This is a genomic window from Arthrobacter sp. UNCCL28 (assembly GCF_900102805.1).
Taxonomy (GTDB): Bacteria; Actinomycetota; Actinomycetes; order Actinomycetales; family Micrococcaceae; genus Arthrobacter; species Arthrobacter nicotinovorans_A.
This window is the reverse complement of the sequence record NZ_FMWE01000007.1, coordinates 161,629-178,231: the sequence shown is the minus strand read 5'-3', so window position 1 is coordinate 178,231 and position 16,603 is coordinate 161,629. Positions and strand designations below refer to the sequence as shown.

18 protein-coding genes are annotated in these 16,603 nt (G+C 63.2%); 11 read left to right on the top strand and 7 right to left on the bottom strand.

All coding sequences use genetic code 11. From position 1 onward, the window contains the following. Window positions 1-2: 2 nt before the first annotated feature. Genes hpaE through BLQ01_RS17965 form a run of 4 tightly spaced genes read left to right on the top strand, consistent with a single transcriptional unit; the run spans window position 3 to window position 4,226 of the window. Entirely contained in the window at window positions 3-1,514 is a 1,512-nt protein-coding gene (gene hpaE, locus BLQ01_RS17980; RefSeq protein ID WP_026543055.1) for a 5-carboxymethyl-2-hydroxymuconate semialdehyde dehydrogenase, read from the top strand. Window positions 1,515-1,551: 37 nt separating this feature from the next. After that, a complete protein-coding gene (gene hpaD / locus BLQ01_RS17975; RefSeq protein ID WP_091553291.1) occupies window positions 1,552-2,649 on the top strand; it encodes a 3,4-dihydroxyphenylacetate 2,3-dioxygenase in 1,098 nt (365 codons plus the stop codon). Between the two features lie 3 nt (window positions 2,650-2,652). After that, a complete protein-coding gene (gene hpaH / locus BLQ01_RS17970; RefSeq protein WP_091553289.1) occupies window positions 2,653-3,438 on the top strand; it encodes a 2-oxo-hept-4-ene-1,7-dioate hydratase in 786 nt (261 codons plus the stop codon). After that, window positions 3,423-4,226: an aldolase/citrate lyase family protein gene (locus tag BLQ01_RS17965; protein ID WP_026548512.1), complete on the top strand. Its 804-nt coding sequence runs from the start codon at window positions 3,423-3,425 to the stop codon at window positions 4,224-4,226. The genes hpaH and BLQ01_RS17965 overlap by 16 nt, the downstream gene beginning before the upstream one ends. A 16-nt stretch (window positions 4,227-4,242) precedes the next feature. Here the strand turns inward: BLQ01_RS17965 and BLQ01_RS17960 are convergent, their stop codons facing one another. Together BLQ01_RS17960 and BLQ01_RS22720 are read right to left on the bottom strand one after the other, a co-directional pair. After that, on the bottom strand, window positions 4,243-4,617 hold the full coding sequence (locus BLQ01_RS17960; protein ID WP_091553286.1) for a nuclear transport factor 2 family protein: 375 nt from the start codon (window positions 4,615-4,617) through the stop codon (window positions 4,243-4,245). Window positions 4,618-4,862: 245 nt separating this feature from the next. Next, complete coding sequence (locus BLQ01_RS22720; protein WP_254779520.1) at window positions 4,863-5,423, bottom strand: hypothetical protein; 561 nt, start codon at window positions 5,421-5,423, stop codon at window positions 4,863-4,865. A gap of 307 nt (window positions 5,424-5,730) precedes the next feature. On the opposite strand from BLQ01_RS22720, the gene BLQ01_RS17950 reads away from it, so the two are divergent. Beyond that, complete coding sequence (locus tag BLQ01_RS17950) at window positions 5,731-6,939, top strand: aspartate transaminase (RefSeq protein WP_091553280.1); 1,209 nt, start codon at window positions 5,731-5,733, stop codon at window positions 6,937-6,939. A gap of 22 nt (window positions 6,940-6,961) precedes the next feature. Then, window positions 6,962-7,636 (top strand): 4-carboxy-4-hydroxy-2-oxoadipate aldolase/oxaloacetate decarboxylase, encoded by a 675-nt coding sequence (locus BLQ01_RS17945; RefSeq protein ID WP_026543047.1) that lies wholly within the window; start codon window positions 6,962-6,964, stop codon window positions 7,634-7,636. 337 nt (window positions 7,637-7,973) lie between these two features. Here the strand turns inward: BLQ01_RS17945 and BLQ01_RS17940 are convergent, their stop codons facing one another. Beyond that, window positions 7,974-8,195 (bottom strand): hypothetical protein, encoded by a 222-nt coding sequence (locus BLQ01_RS17940; protein WP_026543046.1) that lies wholly within the window; start codon window positions 8,193-8,195, stop codon window positions 7,974-7,976. A gap of 123 nt (window positions 8,196-8,318) precedes the next feature. After that, window positions 8,319-9,263, bottom strand: a complete 945-nt coding sequence (locus BLQ01_RS17935; RefSeq protein WP_026543045.1) for a LysR substrate-binding domain-containing protein — start codon at window positions 9,261-9,263, stop codon at window positions 8,319-8,321. A 333-nt stretch (window positions 9,264-9,596) separates the two neighbouring features. Here BLQ01_RS17935 and BLQ01_RS17930 point away from each other — a divergent pair, with 333 nt between their 5' ends. The 5 genes from BLQ01_RS17930 (at window position 9,597) to BLQ01_RS17910 (ending at window position 14,406) form a co-directional block, all read left to right on the top strand. Next, the gene (locus BLQ01_RS17930) at window positions 9,597-10,385 is read left to right on the top strand and encodes a LamB/YcsF family protein (protein ID WP_091553279.1); all 789 of its coding nucleotides are present in this window, start codon (window positions 9,597-9,599) and stop codon (window positions 10,383-10,385) included. A 1-nt stretch (window position 10,386) separates the two neighbouring features. Next, the gene (locus tag BLQ01_RS17925) at window positions 10,387-11,166 is read left to right on the top strand and encodes a 5-oxoprolinase subunit B family protein (protein ID WP_091553276.1); all 780 of its coding nucleotides are present in this window, start codon (window positions 10,387-10,389) and stop codon (window positions 11,164-11,166) included. After that, window positions 11,163-12,176 (top strand): 5-oxoprolinase subunit C family protein, encoded by a 1,014-nt coding sequence (locus tag BLQ01_RS17920; RefSeq protein WP_091553275.1) that lies wholly within the window; start codon window positions 11,163-11,165, stop codon window positions 12,174-12,176. The genes BLQ01_RS17925 and BLQ01_RS17920 overlap by 4 nt, the downstream gene beginning before the upstream one ends. 55 nt (window positions 12,177-12,231) lie before the next feature. After that, window positions 12,232-13,572, top strand: coding sequence for an MFS transporter (locus BLQ01_RS17915; protein ID WP_026543042.1), 1,341 nt, complete (start codon window positions 12,232-12,234; stop codon window positions 13,570-13,572). Window positions 13,573-13,656: 84 nt separating this feature from the next. Next, window positions 13,657-14,406, top strand: coding sequence for an SDR family oxidoreductase (locus BLQ01_RS17910; protein WP_091553272.1), 750 nt, complete (start codon window positions 13,657-13,659; stop codon window positions 14,404-14,406). 224 nt (window positions 14,407-14,630) lie between these two features. On the opposite strand, the gene BLQ01_RS17905 is transcribed toward BLQ01_RS17910, so the two are convergent. The 3 genes from BLQ01_RS17905 to BLQ01_RS17895 form a co-directional block, all read right to left on the bottom strand. Next, window positions 14,631-15,065, bottom strand: a complete 435-nt coding sequence (locus BLQ01_RS17905) for an acyl-CoA thioesterase (RefSeq protein ID WP_017198826.1) — start codon at window positions 15,063-15,065, stop codon at window positions 14,631-14,633. A 63-nt stretch (window positions 15,066-15,128) separates the two neighbouring features. Next, entirely contained in the window at window positions 15,129-15,632 is a 504-nt protein-coding gene (locus BLQ01_RS17900; protein WP_035761242.1) for a GNAT family N-acetyltransferase, read from the bottom strand. A gap of 279 nt (window positions 15,633-15,911) precedes the next feature. After that, window positions 15,912-16,574: a histidine phosphatase family protein gene (locus BLQ01_RS17895; protein WP_026548505.1), complete on the bottom strand. Its 663-nt coding sequence runs from the start codon at window positions 16,572-16,574 to the stop codon at window positions 15,912-15,914. Window positions 16,575-16,603: the final 29 nt, after the last annotated feature.

The window sequence follows — 16,603 nt, the reverse complement described above, 5'->3', positions numbered from 1 at the left end:
CGATGACGACCTCAGTAGAGACCACCAAGCACTACATCCCCGAGAACCTGCCCTCCCACATCCAGCACTTCATCAACGGCGAGTTCGTTGACTCCATCTCGGGCAAGACCTTCGATGTCCTGGACCCGGTATCCAACGGCAACTACGCCACCGCTGCGGCCGGCCAGAAGGAAGACATCGACCTCGCCGTCGCCGCAGCCCGCGAAGCATTCGTCAACGGTCCCTGGCCGAAGATGAAGCCGCGCGAACGTGCCCGGGTGCTGAACAAGATCGCCGACGCCGTCGAAGCACAGGAAGCCCGCCTTGCCGAGCTGGAAACGTTCGATACCGGCCTGCCGATCACCCAGGCCAAGGGCCAGGCGCTCCGGGCTGCAGAGAACTTCCGCTTCTTCGCGGACCTGATCGTGGCCCAGTTCGATGACGCCATGAAGGTCCCTGGCTCACAGATCAACTACGTGAACCGCAAGCCGATCGGCGTCGCAGGCCTGATTACCCCGTGGAACACCCCGTTCATGCTGGAGTCCTGGAAGCTCGCCCCCGCCCTGGCCACCGGCAACACCGTAGTACTGAAGCCGGCCGAGTTCACCCCGCTCTCTGCCTCGCTCTGGGCGCAGATCTTCAAGGACGCAGGGCTGCCCGACGGCGTGTTCAACCTGGTGAACGGCTTGGGTGAGGAAGCCGGTGACGCGCTGGTGAAGCACCCGGACGTGCCGCTGATCTCCTTCACCGGCGAGACCACCACAGGCCAGACCATCTTCCGCAACGCCGCAGCCAACCTCAAGGGCCTGTCCATGGAGCTCGGCGGCAAGTCCCCGTGCGTCGTGTTCGCCGACGCCGACCTGGATGCCGCGATCGACTCCGCGCTGTTCGGTGTGTTCTCCCTCAACGGCGAACGATGCACCGCCGGATCCCGCATCCTGGTGGAGCGGGCTATCTACGACGAATTCTGCGAAAAGTATGCCGCCCGCGCCAAGAACATCGTGGTGGGCGATCCCCACGATCCCAAGACCCAGGTGGGTGCCCTGGTCCATCCGGAGCACTACAACAAGGTGGCTTCCTACGTGGAGATCGGCAAGTCCGAAGGCCGGCTCCTGGCCGGCGGCGGCCGACCCGACCACCTTCCCGAAGGCAACTACATCGCACCCACGGTGTTTGCCGACGTCGCGCCTGACGCGCGGATCTTCCAGGAGGAAATCTTCGGTCCCGTCGTGGCCATCACGCCCTTCGAGAACGACGACGAAGCCCTCGCCTTGGCCAACAACACCAAGTACGGCCTGGCGGCCTACATCTGGACCCAGAACCTGACCCGGGCCCACAACTTCTCCCAGAACGTGGAGGCCGGCATGGTGTGGCTCAACAGCCACAACGTCCGTGATCTTCGCACCCCGTTCGGTGGCGTCAAGGCCTCTGGACTGGGCCATGAGGGCGGTTACCGTTCCATCGATTTCTACACCGACCAGCAGGCCGTGCACATCACGCTGGGCTCGGTCCACACGCCCAAATTCGGCGCCTAGAGCTTCCCACTGACCCTTTCAACGAAGAGAGAATCCCATGAGCACCCCCTTCACCGGCCCCATCCCTACTCCCACAGTCCCGGCGCCGGACATCGTCCGCTGCGCCTACCTGGAACTGGTGGTCACGGACCTGGCCAAGTCCCGCGCGTTCTACGTTGACCTCCTGGGCCTGCACGTTACCGAGGAAGATGAGAACACCATCTACCTGCGCTCCTTCGAGGAGTTCATCCACCACAACCTGGTCCTCCGCAAGGGCCCGGTAGCCGCTGCTGCCGCGTTCGCCTACCGGGTGAAGTCCCCGGCAGAGGTCGATGCCGCCGAGGCCTATTACCGCGAACTGGGCTGCCGGGTGGAGCGCCGCAAGGAAGGCTTCACCAAGGGCGTGGGCGACTCCGTCCGCGTGGAAGACCCGTTGGGTTTCCCGTACGAGTTCTTCTACGACGTTGAGCACGTCGAACGCCTCACCCAGCGCTACGACCTCTACTCCGCCGGCGAACTGGTCCGCCTGGACCACTTCAACCAGGTCACCCCGGACGTCCCCCGCGGCCGCAAGTACCTGGAGGACCTCGGCTTCCGCGTCTCCGAGGACATCAAGGATTCCGACGGCGTCACGTACGCGGCGTGGATGCACCGGAAACAGACTGTGCACGATACCGCCCTGACCGGTGGCAACGGCCCGCGCCTGCACCACATCGCCTTCTCCACCCACGAGAAGCACAACATCATCCAGATCTGCGACAAGATGGGTGCCCTGCGCATCTCGGACCGGATTGAGCGTGGCCCCGGACGCCACGGTGTGTCCAACGCGTTCTACCTCTACATCCTTGACCCGGATGGCCACCGCGTGGAGATCTACACCCAGGACTACTACACCGGCGATCCGGACAACCCCACAGTCACCTGGGACGTCCACGACAACCAGCGCCGCGACTGGTGGGGAAACCCCGTTGTCCCGTCCTGGTACACCGAGGCTTCTCTTGTCCTGGACCTCGACGGCAACCCGCAGCCGATCATCGAGCGCGAGGACAAGTCCGAAATGGCAGTCACCGTGGGCGCCGACGGCTTCTCCTACACCCGCCCCTCGGGCGACTCGGATGAAGCGGCCGAGGGCTTCAAGCTCGGAGCGCAGGTCTAAGCCATGCTGGACGCGAAGACGATCGAAGCCATTGCCGACGAGCTCCTTGAGGCCGGACGTTCCCGTACGCCCGTTCCTCGGCTGACTGCCCGCTATCCAGGGATGACGGTGGAGGATTCCTACGCCGTGCAGCAGTTGTGGATGCGGCGGAACGAGGAAGCCGGCCGCACGTTGGTGGGGCGCAAGATCGGCCTCACGTCCAAGGCCATGCAGGCCGCCACGGGCATCACCGAGCCGGACTATGGCGCCATTTTTGATGACATGGTCCTCGAAACCGGCTGCTCCGTGGAGTGGGATAAGTACACGCACCCCCGGGTTGAAGTGGAGTTGGCCTTCGTGCTGAAGTCAGGCCTCAAGGGGCCCGGCTGCACCATTTTCGACGTCCTCAACGCCACCGACTACGTGGTTCCGGCCCTCGAAATCCTGGACTCCAGGATCGAAATGGAGGGCCGGACCATCGTGGACACCATCTCGGACAACGCCGCGATGGGCGCCATGGTGGTGGGCGGCCGTCCAGTGCGGCCGGACGCCGTCGACCTCCGCTGGGTATCGGCCATCCTGTACAAAAACCAGACCGTGGAAGAGACCGGAGTGGCCGCCGGAGTGCTGGATCATCCCGCAAATGGCGTGCACTGGCTGGCCAACAAAATCGCCGCGCACGGGGACTCCATGAAGGCCGGAGATATCATCCTGGCGGGCTCGTTTACCCGCCCCCTCTGGGTGTACAAAGGTGATACCGTGCACGCTGACTACGGACCGTTGGGAGTTGTGACATGCCACTTCAGCTAGGCCCCACTTTCTACTCGGCGTTGGGAGAGGCCGGAAGGCCGTTGGCGGGCATGTGGGTGTGTTCCGGCAGCCCGCTGGTGGCGGAAATCTGCGCCGGCTCGGGGCTGGACTGGGTCCTGATCGACGCCGAACACAGTCCCAACGGGCTGGAATCCATCCTGGCCCAGCTTCATGCGGTGAGCGGCTATCCGGTCCAGGCCATGGTCCGGCCACCCGTGAATGACACCGTGGTCATCAAGCAATACCTGGACCTTGGAGTGCAGAACCTGCTCATTCCCATGGTGAACTCGGCCTTCGAGGCAGCATCGGCCGTGGCGGCTGTCCGATACCCACCCCACGGGGTCCGGGGTGTGGGTTCGGCGCTTGCCCGGGCCTCGCGCTGGAACCGGGTTCCGGACTACCTGGCGTCCGCATCGGAATCCATCAGCCTCACGGTGCAGATCGAATCCGAGGCTGCGGCCTCGGCTGTGGAGGAGATCCTGGCCGTCGATGGCGTGGACGGCATTTTCCTCGGTCCTTCGGACCTTGCCGCCTCGATGGGCCTGCTGGGACAGCAGGAAAATCCGCTGGTGAGGGCCGTCGTCGAACATTGCCTCGCTGCCGCCAAAGCGGCCGGAAAGCCCGCCGGCGTGAACGCCTTCAACGAGTCAACCGCCCGCGCCTATCTCGACGCCGGTGCCTCCTTTGTGCTGGTCGGCGCAGACGTTGCTGTGCTGGCCCGCGCCTCCGAAGGGTTCGCCTCCACGTTCATTCCTGTGTCTGAAACGGCGGACCGCGAAAGCTACTGACGGACCCAGCTGTGACTCAGTTGGGCGAGGGCGCGGTGTTCTTGCGAGCCATATACCACTCCGTGAATTCGCGGGCGCGTCCGTCTTCGGCGAAGCGGATCACCCAGAGGTTGTCGTAGGTGGGCTCGCCGTTCAGGTACGTGGTGAGGCCCTGGACGAATGCAGTGTCACCGTCCTGGCCCAAGAGGGTCCATTCGAACGTCCAGTCCTCGGGCTTGTCGCCGGCGTCGGACCACGCTGTGACGATCTCTTCGTGGCCTTTCCATGGTTTATCCGTGTTGGGTTTGTCGTAGTAGACGGCATCCTCGGTGAAGAGTGCGCGGACGTCGTCGGGCTCATTCGAGGTCCACGCTCGTTCGTACTTGTCCATCCAGGAGTTCACATCGCTCATTCCTCCGTTCTACCCTCCGGGGCGGGTGGGTTCAACGGTGGGCTTGCTGCTTTCACCGAACGTTCCTCCCCAGTTGGTGTGCGGGCGTCCTGCGTTCCTTCCCAGTTGCCGGTCGGAATGTACGACGACGGCCGGCTGGTTTCCGCTGTTTGCTGCGTTTCGCGGGGGCCGGGTCGGTTCCAGGGAGTGGGTAAGTGGGCAGGAACGCTGGCGGGGAGGGCTGTGCAGTTTGGGGGCGGGGCAGATCAGGCCGGACGGGCGATTCCCCGCGATGACCGGCGGATGTGGTCCGGGGTGAGGCCGGTCAGTGAGGCGAGCTCCAGGTCGTCGCAGACGTGGTTACGGACGGCCATGACAATCAGGGCTTCGCGTCGTTCGGTGATCTGGGTCCGATGACGTTCGGCGGCCCTGAGTTCGTCGCTCTTCTTCTTTACGGCGGACAAGTGGACGCTGCGGGGGAGCCCGCTCGGGTGGAGATCGTCATAAGCCAAAGCGATGGTCCTGACCGCCTTCATGTTCTCCCCTGTAGCCGCCGAAACAGTGGCGATGGTGAGCCCATCCTCAATCGCCTGCGCAATCAGCTCGTTCCTGGCAGCGGTCAGGGTACGGATGGCGCTCGTTGCGTGGGACAGCAGTTGCCGGTGCACTCCGAGGGCATGCGCCAACTTGGCATGATCCGTGCGGTCCTTGGGCTGCGGACGATCCGTGGGCTGCGGTCGCGGAGCCTTGGCCCGGTAGGTATACCGTCCGGTGGCCGAGCGGGCTTGGAGTGAAACAGTGGGGGCTGACCCTGCCTGGGCTGTCATTGGCTCCCTTTCAGTTTCGGAACAGCACTTCTGATCCCTCGAATCTAGGCAGTGTTCAGCGGTCCAAGGAAATACCAATACCGCGTGAACCCATAAGCAAAGTGCATGGAAGAAGTGCCCCAGAGCGTGTCCATGCGCTTTCTGGGCGTCGAAGGGGTGCTGAAATCCCACTAAGGGGTCCGCGTCATAAGACCCCCTTATAGATCCACGCACATTAGGTCTTATCCACAGCGCCCACGGATCCCTAGTCTCGAAAAAGGGGATACGCGAATCCGCGCGTCCTGAGTTCCACATTCCTGGAGGAGACATGTCCGACTACCTGCCGGCGTCGAGGGTCACCCGCATCAAGTCCTCAGCGAGCGTCGCCGCGGCCGCCCGCGTCCGTGAACTTAAGGCTGAAGGCATCCCGATCATCGACCTGACCGTTGGCGAGCCGGACTTCGACACCCCGGACCATATCAAGGAAGCAGCAGTCGCTGCCATCAGAGATGGCGAGACCAAGTACACCTCGGTCACGGGTACGCCTGAGCTGCAGACCGCCGTCCTCCGCAAAATCGAGGGTCATACCGGACACCACTATGAGCGCAACCAGCTCACCATTGGCGGCGGCGCCAAGCAAGTCCTCTACGTCGCTCTGATGGCCTCGCTCAACCAAGGCGATGAGGTCATTGTCCCGGCGCCGTATTGGGTTTCGTACCCGGACATGGTGCTCGCCAACGACGGCACCCCGGTGATCGTCCCGTGCGGTGAGGACACAGGCTTCAAGCTCACCCCGGACGCCCTGGACAAGGCCATCACGCCCCGGACCAAGTGGCTCATCCTCAATGCCCCGTCCAACCCGACCGGCGCGGTGTACACCCGCGAGGAACTCCAAGCCCTTGGCGCAGTCCTGGAGCAGCATCCGCAGGTGTACATCCTCACCGACGAGATCTACGACGAAATCCACTTCGGGGATGGCCGGGTCACCAGCCTGGTCGCCGCCGTGCCGGCGCTCAAAGACCGCATCCTGCTGGTCAACGGTGTCTCCAAGGCCTACGCCATGACCGGCTGGCGGCTCGGCTATGGCGTGGGACCGGTCCCCCTGATCGCGGCCATGAACAAATTGCAGTCGCAAACCTCGTCGTGCCCGTCGTCCATCAGCCAAGCCGCCGCCGTCGCGGCACTGAACGGCGACCAATCCTTCGTCCGGGACAGCGTGGAGGTGTACCGCAAACGCCGGGACGCCGCCGTCGAGGGTTTGAACGCCATCAATGGACTGTCCGTTGCGCCGGCGGAAGGCGCCTTTTATGCCTACGTGAACTGCAGCGGCGTGATCGGCAAAACCACACCTGACGGCACCGTCATCAGCAATGACCAGGACTTCACGCTTTACCTGCTGGACGCTGCCCGCGTCGCTGTCATCCAGGGCTCGGCTTACGGCCTGGGTCCCTACTTCCGGATCTCCTTCGCCACCTCGCTGGAGACCATCAATGCCGGCGTGGACTCCATCCGCGACGCCGTCAACGCCCTGTCCTAAGCCCCACAGAAAGATTCCCACCATGATTCACGTCAAGACCAAATTCGAACGCCCGGACGCCGACGTCGTCAGTCGCCTCGCCGCCTTTTCCTCCGCCACGATCCACGAGGCCCAAGGCCGCCGCGGCGCACTAAGCTCGAAGATCAAGCCGATCGACCGTTCCATGTCCTTCTGCGGCCCGGCCGTCACCGTAGCCTGTGCCCCGCAGGACAACCTCATGCTCCAGGTGGCCATCCACTACGCACAAGCCGGTGACGTGGTGTTGGTCGGTGCGCAGGAAATGGCCGAGGCCGGCACGTTCGGCGACGTCCTGGGCAACGCCATGAAAGCCAAGGGCATCGCAGCGATGGTCACCGACTCCGGGGTCCGGGACACCCAGGACCTGATTGAACTTGGCCTGCCCGTGTTCTCCGGCAGCGTCAGCATCAAGGGCACCGTGAAGGAAACGCTCGGGCCCATCAACCACCCGATCATCTTTGGCGACGAGATCATCTACCCCGGCGACATCCTCCGCGGCGACGCCGACGGTGTGGTGGTGGTCCGCCGCGAAGAAGCCGAGGAAGTCATTGCCCTCTCACAGGCCCGCGACGACCACGAGCGCGAACTCATCAAGCTCTACCACGACGGCGGCAACACCATTGAGTTGTGCGGACTGACGGAGAAGCTGAAGGAGAAGGGCCTCCTGGTCGAGGACTAGGGCCGCTCCGGGGCCGGCCACCGTCCTGGACGGCGGCCGGCCCTTTGGCGTGCTGTTTGCTTCCTGGGTGGGCGGGGGGTGTGGGCGTGCGGGGGTTGGGGTTTGGTTTCTTGGGTTTGGGATTGGGCACAGGAAAGGCGCCTTGCCGGTGGCAAAGCGCCTTTGGTGCGTGCAACTGTGGGCGGTGAACGACGACTGTTGTTGGTCGACGGCGGTTGTTGGTCGACGTCGGCTATTGATGGACGACGACGGGTGTTGATGGTCGACGGCGGGTGGCCGGGTTTGCGGGGCTGCGGCTTGTGCGGAGGTGGCTTGGTCCGGCGGGCGATTGGCCTGCTCAGTCGAGGCCGGAGTGCCCCGGGCGCGTGTCCACCAAGTGCCATTCGATGCTGTTGCCGGCATGGGCCGGCATCATGCTGCCTTCGAAGACGAACAAGGGTTCGCCAATTCCGCCTGAAGGCCGCCAAAAACCATTTCGCGGACAATGAAATCCGGTTCGAGCGCTGATGGTGCCGCGGGTCGGATTCGAAACCCATCCCACTGTGCTGATCTTTTTCACCGTATTCTCCTTCACCCTGCCTGCGGAATCTGCAGACCGTTATCAAATGTCTTTCTCATTCGATGGTAGGAAATTAAAACGGTCCTGAATAAGACCAAAGCTGTCTGTCCGGATAAGGGATTGTTATGGATGGGCCGGCAGTTGCACGGGGTCGGTCCCGTACTTGTTGATCAGTTGTTGATGCAGCATTTCCTTGACCACCAACAGCACGGCGGACGCGGCCTCGGACAAAGGCTCGTGGTCCGGAGTGCAGAGGGCGATCTTGCTCTGCAGGCCGGGTTCCACGATCCGCAGCACTTTGAAGTCCTGGTCCGGGAAGAGGGCATCGGCGGCGGACTTGGGCAGCACCGTGCCGCCTAGGTTGGCGCGGATGAGCCGGGTCAGCGAAGGGACGGACTCCACTTCGCCCACCAGTTTCAGCGGGAGGTCCTGGTCCGTCAGGCCCTTCTCGATGAGCTGGCGAAGTGTGTGGTTCTTCTCGGGGAGGAACAGTCCCACCGTGCTCGCTTCGGCAAGCGTTATGGTGTCCTTCCCGTGGTTGACGTCGACGTCCGGGTGAACCACCAGGTGGAGGTCCTCCACGATCATGGTGGTGAACTGGACGCCCCGGATCTTTCCGGGCTCGTAAATGAGCGCCATATCGAGGCGGCCGTTCTTGATGGCTTCACTCAACACGCCGCCGAAAATCTCTGTCAGGTGGACCACGATGTCCGGGTAGCGGCGGCCTACTTCCCTGATGATCTGGGGCGTGAGGCTCGAGGCCATGCTGTAGGGCGCGATTGCGATGGATACCCTTCCGGAGGGCGCGGCACCTGAGGAAGCAACATCCTGCCTGGCCTGCTCCACAAGCCTCAGGATCGACTGTGCGTGGCGGTACAAGGTGTGCCCGGCTGCCGTTGGTTCCACCCCTTGCTTGCTGCGGATCAACAGGCGCTGCTTGAGGTCGTTCTCCAGTGCCGAGACCTGCTGGCTGAGGGCCGGCTGGGCAACATGGAGGGCGGCGGCGGCCTTGGTGATGCTCCCCGAGTCAACAATTTGCACGAAGTATGAGAGCTTCCGCGTGTCCATGGATGTACCTTCCTGGAGAGCCGTGCCCCGCGGGTGGGAAGTTCCCTTCGGTGGCAGGTCCCGATGTTCAAATATAGACGCATCGCCCAGCGGGCAGCTGCTGGGACCCACGTCACAGGGCGTGGTGGTGCAGGTCATAACGGAGACCTATCACGGGATAACTATTAGGTCTTTGTGCCGGGGTCTGTGGGAGTGCGAGACTTTTGGAAAGAACTTCAGGCAACGCTCCGGATTCAATCCAGCGTCCATGAATTTTCGGGAAATTGATTTTCGCCTCCAAGGGAGAGATTCGATATTTCCGCCACTAATTCAAACCCACGGAAAGAGAACCACGTGAACCCGGTTATTGATCTTGTAGCGGATCTTGGAGAGGGATTTGGCGCCTACACCATGGGCGACGATTCCGAACTCCTGGAGATCGTAACAAGCGCCAATATCGCTTGTGGTTTCCACGCCGGTGATCCGGACATCATGGCTGCCACCGTGGCTGAATGCGTCCGCCGCGGAGTCGGCATCGGAGCGCACCCCAGCTTTCCGGACCTGAGGGGTTTCGGCCGACGCGACATGGGCCTTTCTGCAAGCGAGGTTCAGAACGACGTCGTGTACCAGCTGGGTGCACTTAATGGCTTTGCAGCATTCCACGGAACCAAGGTCTCACACCTCGCGCCCCACGGCCGGCTCGGCAATCTTGTGGCTGTTCGGGCCGATTATGCCCAGGCTGTGGCTGACGCCGGTGCAAGAGTGGACAGCGAACTCATCGTCGTGGCGCAGGAAGGTGAACTGGCCACCGCATCCCGCGCCGCCGGACTGGACGTTGCCATCGTAGGAATCGTGGACCGCGCCTATCAGGAAGACGGCACCCTGGTTCCACGCAGCCAGCCCGGCGCCGTGCTCCACGATCCCTCGGAGATCGTTGAAAGGACCCTGCGCATGGTGGTCGACGGCAAGATCCGCTGTGCCAACGGCAACGAACTCGCCATCGACGTCGACACCCTCCTCCTGCACGGAGACAACCCGGGCGCCGTTGAGCTGGCACGCCGGATCCGTTCGGAACTTATCGCCGCCGGTGTCCACATTGCGCCCTTGGCTGAGGTCATGCACGCAAGGAAGAAGGCGGCCTGACATGGTGCGCCCAACCGTTCCCACCGAGGTCTACGAATCCGGTGACTCCGCACTCCGGGTGGTAGCAATCTCCGAGGTCAGCGAAAGCAATTGGCTCACCGTCCACGGTCTGGCCGACTGGCTGGAAAACTGTGGTGCAGAAGGTCTCCACGGTGCGGTTCCCACGTACGATTCCGTGCTGGTGGAGTTCGACCCCGTCCTTGTCTCGGCACGCCAAGTACGCGCTTTTGTGAAGCTCGGGCTGTTGGAACTCGCCCACGCCGGTGAATCCGCCGCAGCACCACGTGAGTTCGATATTCCTGTTGCCTACGGCGGCGAATACGGGCCCGATCTGGAGCGCGTCGCTGAGCACCAGGGGATTTCCGTGGAGGAGGTCATTCGCCTCCACACCGAAAAGACCTACACCGTTCGTTGCCTGGGTGCGCCCGCTGGATCCCCCATGATGGACGGCCCCGCCTTCCCCAAGCCGGTGCCCCGCCTCAAGGATCCCCGGCTCAGTGTCCCGGCAGGTGCGGTGGCAGTTGCCGGTCGCCAGGCAGTCATCGCTCCGGCCACCGCCCCGGGCGGTTGGTGCGTCATCGGCCAAACCCCCTTGTCCCTCCTGAACATCCGCCGCGAACCACTGGTCCCGTACAAGCCAGGTGACATCCTGCGGTTCCGCCGGATCAGCACTGAGGACTTCGGCTTGTACGCCGGTGCCGAACTCGAGCCGCTGGAACTGGATCGCGCGGAGTTGAGTCCTGCGGCGTCGGGTCCTGTGGATTTGGGAGCGCAGCCATGACCGGCGGCATCCTGATCCAGCAGCCAGGAAACTCGGTGGTCACAGACCTTGGCCGGACCCGCGGCCCCCGCTTCGGCCTTCCCGTCAACGGTGCTTTGGACCAGTACTCGGCCCGTGCGGCCAACATCCTGGCAGGAAACCTGGACAACGATCCCCTGGTGGAGGTCACGGCCCTGGACTTCCGGATGAAGGCCACCACCGACATCCTCATCGCCGTCACCGGTGCCCCGCTAACAGTTACCGTTGGTGGCCGGCCGGCCACCCAATGGGAACCGGTCTCGGTGCGTGCCGGAGAAACAGTCTCCCTCCGGGGAATCCACCGGGGCCTTCGCGCCTACATCGCCGTCCATGGCTCCATCGAGGCAGAAACACTGCTTGGCAGCGTTGCACCGGACACCGTAGTGGGCTTCGGACTTCAGCTCAAAGAGGGCACCTCGCTCCTCACCAGGAAGAGCGTCGGCCCCGTCCGCCAGCCCTACTTCGACCTCCCGCTTTTCCGGCTGGGCCTTGAACGCCCCAGCATGGACTCGAACCTGTTGGTCGATGTGACCGACGGGCCGGACGTTGCCGGGTTTGGCACGTCCGGTGACCTGCTCTTCACCTCGGAGTACACCGTGAGCGGCCGCAGCAACCACATCGGCCTGCGGCTCGGCGGAGAACTTCCGGAAAGAACCTCAAACGGCGAAGTCCTTTCCCGCGGCGTGCCAGTGGGCGCCGTTGAGGTTCCCTCCAGGGAAGAACTGCTGGTTCTCCACAGGGGACGCGGCGTCACCGCCGGGTATCCCGTTCTTGCAGTAGTCACCAGCGCCGGACTGGATGTCCTGGCCCAAGCGCGGCCAGGGGACAAAGTCCGTTTTCGGAAAACCACAGTGGCAGAAGCTACTGCCGCCCATAGGCGCTCGCGGGCCCAGCTTGAAACACTCCGCGAATCCGTCAACACCGTCTTCGGACTCCTCGGCATCGGATGCCGTCCCCAGTGGCAGGACCTACCGGTTGCGGCATGCAGCTAAAACCCTGTCGTCACACCAGTAGGCGTTGCTACGCTCATCCCAGTAAGGAAAAGTCATGACCGCAAGCACCAACGCTGCGCCAGTGCAGCATGAGCGGCTTACGAGCCGCCAAACCCGCAAGGTTGTCACCGCAGGTTGTGTTGGCATCTTCGTGGAACTGTACGACAACGGCATTTTCGCCTTCATGGCGGGAACGCTGGCGCTCGTCTTCCTGGCGCCGGGCAACCCGGACAACGCCCTGCTCTTCGTGTTCGCCGGTTATGCGGTCTCGTTCTTCGTGCGGCCGCTCGGCGCGGTGGTTTGTGGCTACCTCGGCGACAGGATCGGCAGGCAAAAGCTCCTCGTCTTTGTCATCCTCCTGATCAGTGTGGCCACTGCCGGTATCGGACTGCTGCCTCCCTACGCGGCCATCGGCATCGCAGCTCCCATCCTCCTTGTCCTCCTCCGCCTCCTCCAGGGCTTCTCCGTTGGCGGTGAGGCTGCCGGCGCCATGACGTTCCTCGCTGAGCATGCTCCCGAAGGTAAGCGCGGCATCATTACCTCCTACGCCCAGATCGCCTCCTTCGCAGCTCTGCTGACCGGTACTTTGGTTGCCTTCTCCATGTCGCCCTGGCTCACGCAGGCAGCGATCGACGGCGGCGGCTTCGGCGCGTTTGCCTGGCGCATCCCGTTCCTGGTCGCCATTCCCATGGGCATCATCGGCTGGTACATCCGCAAGGCCATCAGCGATACCCCCAACTTCGAAAAGCTCAAGGAAGAGGGCGGCCTCTCCAAGAACCCGCTCAAGGAAGCCTTCCAGTCCAAGGAGCACCGCCGGGCCATGCTGCTGGCCCTCTTCATCCCGCTGATGAACGGCTCGGGCTACTACGTCCTGTTCTCCTACATGCCCACGTTCCTCAAGGGCAAGCAGCTGAACTTCACCATCGGTGAAGCCCTCCTGGTCACGGCATGCAGCCTGGTGGTCATCTGCATCGCCATCCCGTTCATGGGTGCACTGTCCGACCGTGTTGGCCGCAAGAAGGTCATTGCCGGCTCTGCGATCGCCATGGCTGTGCTGGGCATCCCGTCCTACGCACTCATTGCCACGGGCCAGATGGGCCTGGCAATCCTGGGCGCTTGCATCATGGCGATTGTCTTCGCCGGTCACACAGCAGTTATCCACATCCTGATCGTCGAACTCTTCCCCACCCGCGTCCGCTACTCCGCTTACGGCCTCGGCTACAACATCTCCTCCGCGCTGTTTGGTGGCACCGCCCCGCTGCTCATGACCTGGCTGATCGGCAGCACCGGAAACATCTACATGCCCGCCTTCTACGCAGTGATCACGGCGCTTGGCACCCTCATCGCGGTCAGCACGGTCAAGGACCGCGCCCACGAACCACTGCGCGACGCCTAGCCTCCACCAACCTCCGGCAAGTGCGCCGGGCTTCCAAGCCTGGCGCACTCTGCCCCACCGATTCCCCACCTTTTGGAGAACCCAATGTCTTTTTCTGACTACACCACCGCCCTCGTCACCGGAGCATCAACTGGTATGGGCGCAGCCATTGCCGAGCGGCTTGCCAAGCGCGGACTGACCGTTCACGCCGTGGCCCGCAACGAGGAACGCCTTGCCGAGCTGGCTGACCGCACCGGAGCAGTCCCGCACGTGGTGGACCTGACCGACACCGCCGCGCTGGCCGCCGTCGTGAATGACCTCAAGGTGGACGTCCTGGTCAACTGCGCCGGGGTTTCCCGGCCGGGCAACATCCTGGACTCGTCCGAAGAGGACATTGACGAGCTGGTGGACGTGAACCTCCGCGGCCTGCTGCAGCTCACCCGTCTGGTCCTGCCGGGCATGGTGGAGCGCGACCTCGGGCACGTCATCAACATCAGCTCCATCGCCGGCGTGTACAACTTCTACGGCCACACCGTCTATCACGCCACCAAAGCCGCCGTGCACCAGATCTCCCGCCAGCTCCGCAATGACACCGTGGGCAAGCGCATCCGTGTCACTGAGATCTGCCCCGGACGCGTGGAGACCGAAATTTTTGGTCGCAACCTGGGTGGAACGCCCGAGGCCATGGAAGAAGCCTGGAAGACCTACTACGAGGGCTACGAATCCCTCACTACCGACGACATCGTGAACGCCCTGGACTACGCCATTGAAACGCCCCGCCACGTCAACGTGGGCATGCTTGAGCTGATGCCCACATTCCAAGTCCCCGGCGGGCTGACGTTCGACCGGCGCTGACGTCCCACCGGTGCCGGTTTTCGGATCGGCACCCCACAGATTCCGGTGGCATCACTCCCGTCACCGGAAATACAAGCCGGCGGCCGCTTTACGCGGCCGCCGGCACCCGCGCAAGGCCACGTTCAGCGCCCGGCATGCCTCAGGCTGCCGCCTGAAATCCCGTACCTGGACCGTCTTCCGGTACTTGCAGTAGCGTCCGGATAAAGCGCACGACGCCGGCTGGTTCAGTCTTCGTCGAGCGTTTCAGTCAGGTGATGCGTGGGGATCCGGTCCCGGTCGTACGTGATTTCCGTGTAACCGTGTGGTTGCGGACGTCCGTCGGCCCCGAGGTTGACGAAGACAATCTCCTCGATGGTCAGGATGGCCTCGCGGGTGATCATGTTGCGGACCTCGGCGCGCATGGTCAAGGACGTGCGCCCGAAGCGTTTCGCCGTCAGGCCCATCTCCACCAGGTCGCCCTGAACCGCGGAGCTGACAAAGTTGATCTCGGAAATGTACTTGGTCACGGCGCGGCCGTTGCCCAGTTGGAGGATGGCGTAGATCGCGGCCTCTTCATCGATCCACTTCAGCAGGCTGCCACCGAAGAGTGTGCCGTTGGCGTTAAGGTCCTCGGGCCGCACCCATTTACGGGTGCGAAAGGTGATGTCTGCTTTTTCCATAATCCGAGATTATCGAACTGTGGCGGCCCGCGCTAAATGTTTCAGGGAAGAGATCATGCGCTATCAAGCCATGGCGGTGTGCGACGCGCTGTGTGAATCGATCCGCTTCGAGTAGCAATACGATTCCTCCACGCCGATGTAGGGGCCAAAATTAGGAACCAGGGCGAAACCGGAACTCTCGTAGAAGCTCCGGCCATCCGACTGTGCGGAACCTGCCTCCGCCGCGATGACGCTGAAACCGTGGGAATGCGCCTGGGCTTCCAAGGCCGCCAAAATGGAGCTCGCCACTCCTGAACCACGGGCATAAGGGACCACGTAGAGCCTTTTGATTTCTGCTGTCTTCTCATCGAGCATCCTCAGGCCACCGCAACCCAGCGGTTGTCCGGAGCATTTCTCATAGGCCACCACGAACACAGCAGTGTCCGCTTCCGAGGGAGACGGTCCGGGCTCATGATCCGTGCTGCCGAACCGTGCATCCAGTTCGGCCTGCTGTGCGGCACGGAGGTCAGAGCCCACGGGGTTGGCCCAGGTGACCTGCCGGATGTTGAGCCGTGGATTGGTCTGCATCGTGCCTCGTTTCGCCGCGTTTCCCAGGAGGTGTGTATGCCTCTCAAGCCTAGTGAGCTGTGGTTACCGCGGTGTTTCCTGCGCGTAAGCGTCGGGAGAATTAGCGGGCGCGACCAGCGTTGCGGAGGCTCCTATACGTTCCCGGGGCCTCCCCGCAGCCTCCGCGTCCTCGTCCTCGTCCTCGCAAGACCGTAAGTGAACCCGGCGTCGCGGGGCTTTGCTCCGGAGTTGGGGTGCAGAGCGGCCCGGCTAAGTCCCGGTTTAACGTTTCTCCGGGGTTCAGGGCTGAAGTGCCTCGCCCGTGGGGTCTTCTGCGGTTTGGTCTGCCAGGGCCATGCCGCCCACAGGAACCTGGTCCCAGTGCAGGACCTTCCAGCCGTTCGCGGGGTCGCCTTCCAGGGCCACAATTCCGGTGTTGGGCAGCTGATGGGTCTCGGCGAACACGGTGTCGATGTCGGTTGCCCGACGGCCTGCCCAACACCGGATGGCTGCGCCGTGGCTGACAATCGCGGCCGTCCGGTGTCCTGCCGCCACTACCTGTTCAACCGAGGCATCGAACCGGGCAAAGAAGTCGTGGCCGTTGAAGGCCCCAGGCATCCGAACGTCCAAGTCGCCATCAGTCCAGGCAAACACGGTGCTCATGTACCGGAGATGTGACTCGTGGTCGGTCTTCTTTTCCAGCGCACCCGCCTCGATTTCGTGGACCCCATCCAGAATCACCGGATCCAAGGCCGTAGCCTTCGCCAAAGGAGCGGCAGTCCGCTGGGTACGCAGCAACGTTGAGGTGTAAAGAGCTTCAATGGCTTCATCAGCCAAAGCGTCCGGGAGAGCCGATGCCTGGCGCTCACCTAGTTCCGTCAGCCCCGGGCCTGGGTAGGCGGTGTCGAGTTGGCCTGCCACGTTGCCCGGTGTTTGTCCGTGCCTGATCAACAGGAGCTTCATGGCCGCTCCACTCCTTACGTCGTTGGGAT

Coding starts and splice junctions, on each gene's coding strand:
- hpaE (WP_026543055.1), top strand. CDS start 3: ATGACGACCTCAGTAGAGACCACCAAGCACTACATCCCCGAGAACCTG.
- hpaD (WP_091553291.1), top strand. CDS start 1,552: ATGAGCACCCCCTTCACCGGCCCCATCCCTACTCCCACAGTCCCGGCG.
- hpaH (WP_091553289.1), top strand. CDS start 2,653: ATGCTGGACGCGAAGACGATCGAAGCCATTGCCGACGAGCTCCTTGAG.
- BLQ01_RS17965 (WP_026548512.1), top strand. CDS start 3,423: ATGCCACTTCAGCTAGGCCCCACTTTCTACTCGGCGTTGGGAGAGGCC.
- BLQ01_RS17960 (WP_091553286.1), bottom strand. CDS start 4,617: ATGAGCGATGTGAACTCCTGGATGGACAAGTACGAACGAGCGTGGACC.
- BLQ01_RS22720 (WP_254779520.1), bottom strand. CDS start 5,423: ATGACAGCCCAGGCAGGGTCAGCCCCCACTGTTTCACTCCAAGCCCGC.
- BLQ01_RS17950 (WP_091553280.1), top strand. CDS start 5,731: ATGTCCGACTACCTGCCGGCGTCGAGGGTCACCCGCATCAAGTCCTCA.
- BLQ01_RS17945 (WP_026543047.1), top strand. CDS start 6,962: ATGATTCACGTCAAGACCAAATTCGAACGCCCGGACGCCGACGTCGTC.
- BLQ01_RS17935 (WP_026543045.1), bottom strand. CDS start 9,263: ATGGACACGCGGAAGCTCTCATACTTCGTGCAAATTGTTGACTCGGGG.
- BLQ01_RS17925 (WP_091553276.1), top strand. CDS start 10,387: ATGGTGCGCCCAACCGTTCCCACCGAGGTCTACGAATCCGGTGACTCC.
- BLQ01_RS17920 (WP_091553275.1), top strand. CDS start 11,163: ATGACCGGCGGCATCCTGATCCAGCAGCCAGGAAACTCGGTGGTCACA.
- BLQ01_RS17915 (WP_026543042.1), top strand. CDS start 12,232: ATGACCGCAAGCACCAACGCTGCGCCAGTGCAGCATGAGCGGCTTACG.
- BLQ01_RS17910 (WP_091553272.1), top strand. CDS start 13,657: ATGTCTTTTTCTGACTACACCACCGCCCTCGTCACCGGAGCATCAACT.
- BLQ01_RS17905 (WP_017198826.1), bottom strand. CDS start 15,065: ATGGAAAAAGCAGACATCACCTTTCGCACCCGTAAATGGGTGCGGCCC.
- BLQ01_RS17900 (WP_035761242.1), bottom strand. CDS start 15,632: ATGCAGACCAATCCACGGCTCAACATCCGGCAGGTCACCTGGGCCAAC.
- BLQ01_RS17895 (WP_026548505.1), bottom strand. CDS start 16,574: ATGAAGCTCCTGTTGATCAGGCACGGACAAACACCGGGCAACGTGGCA.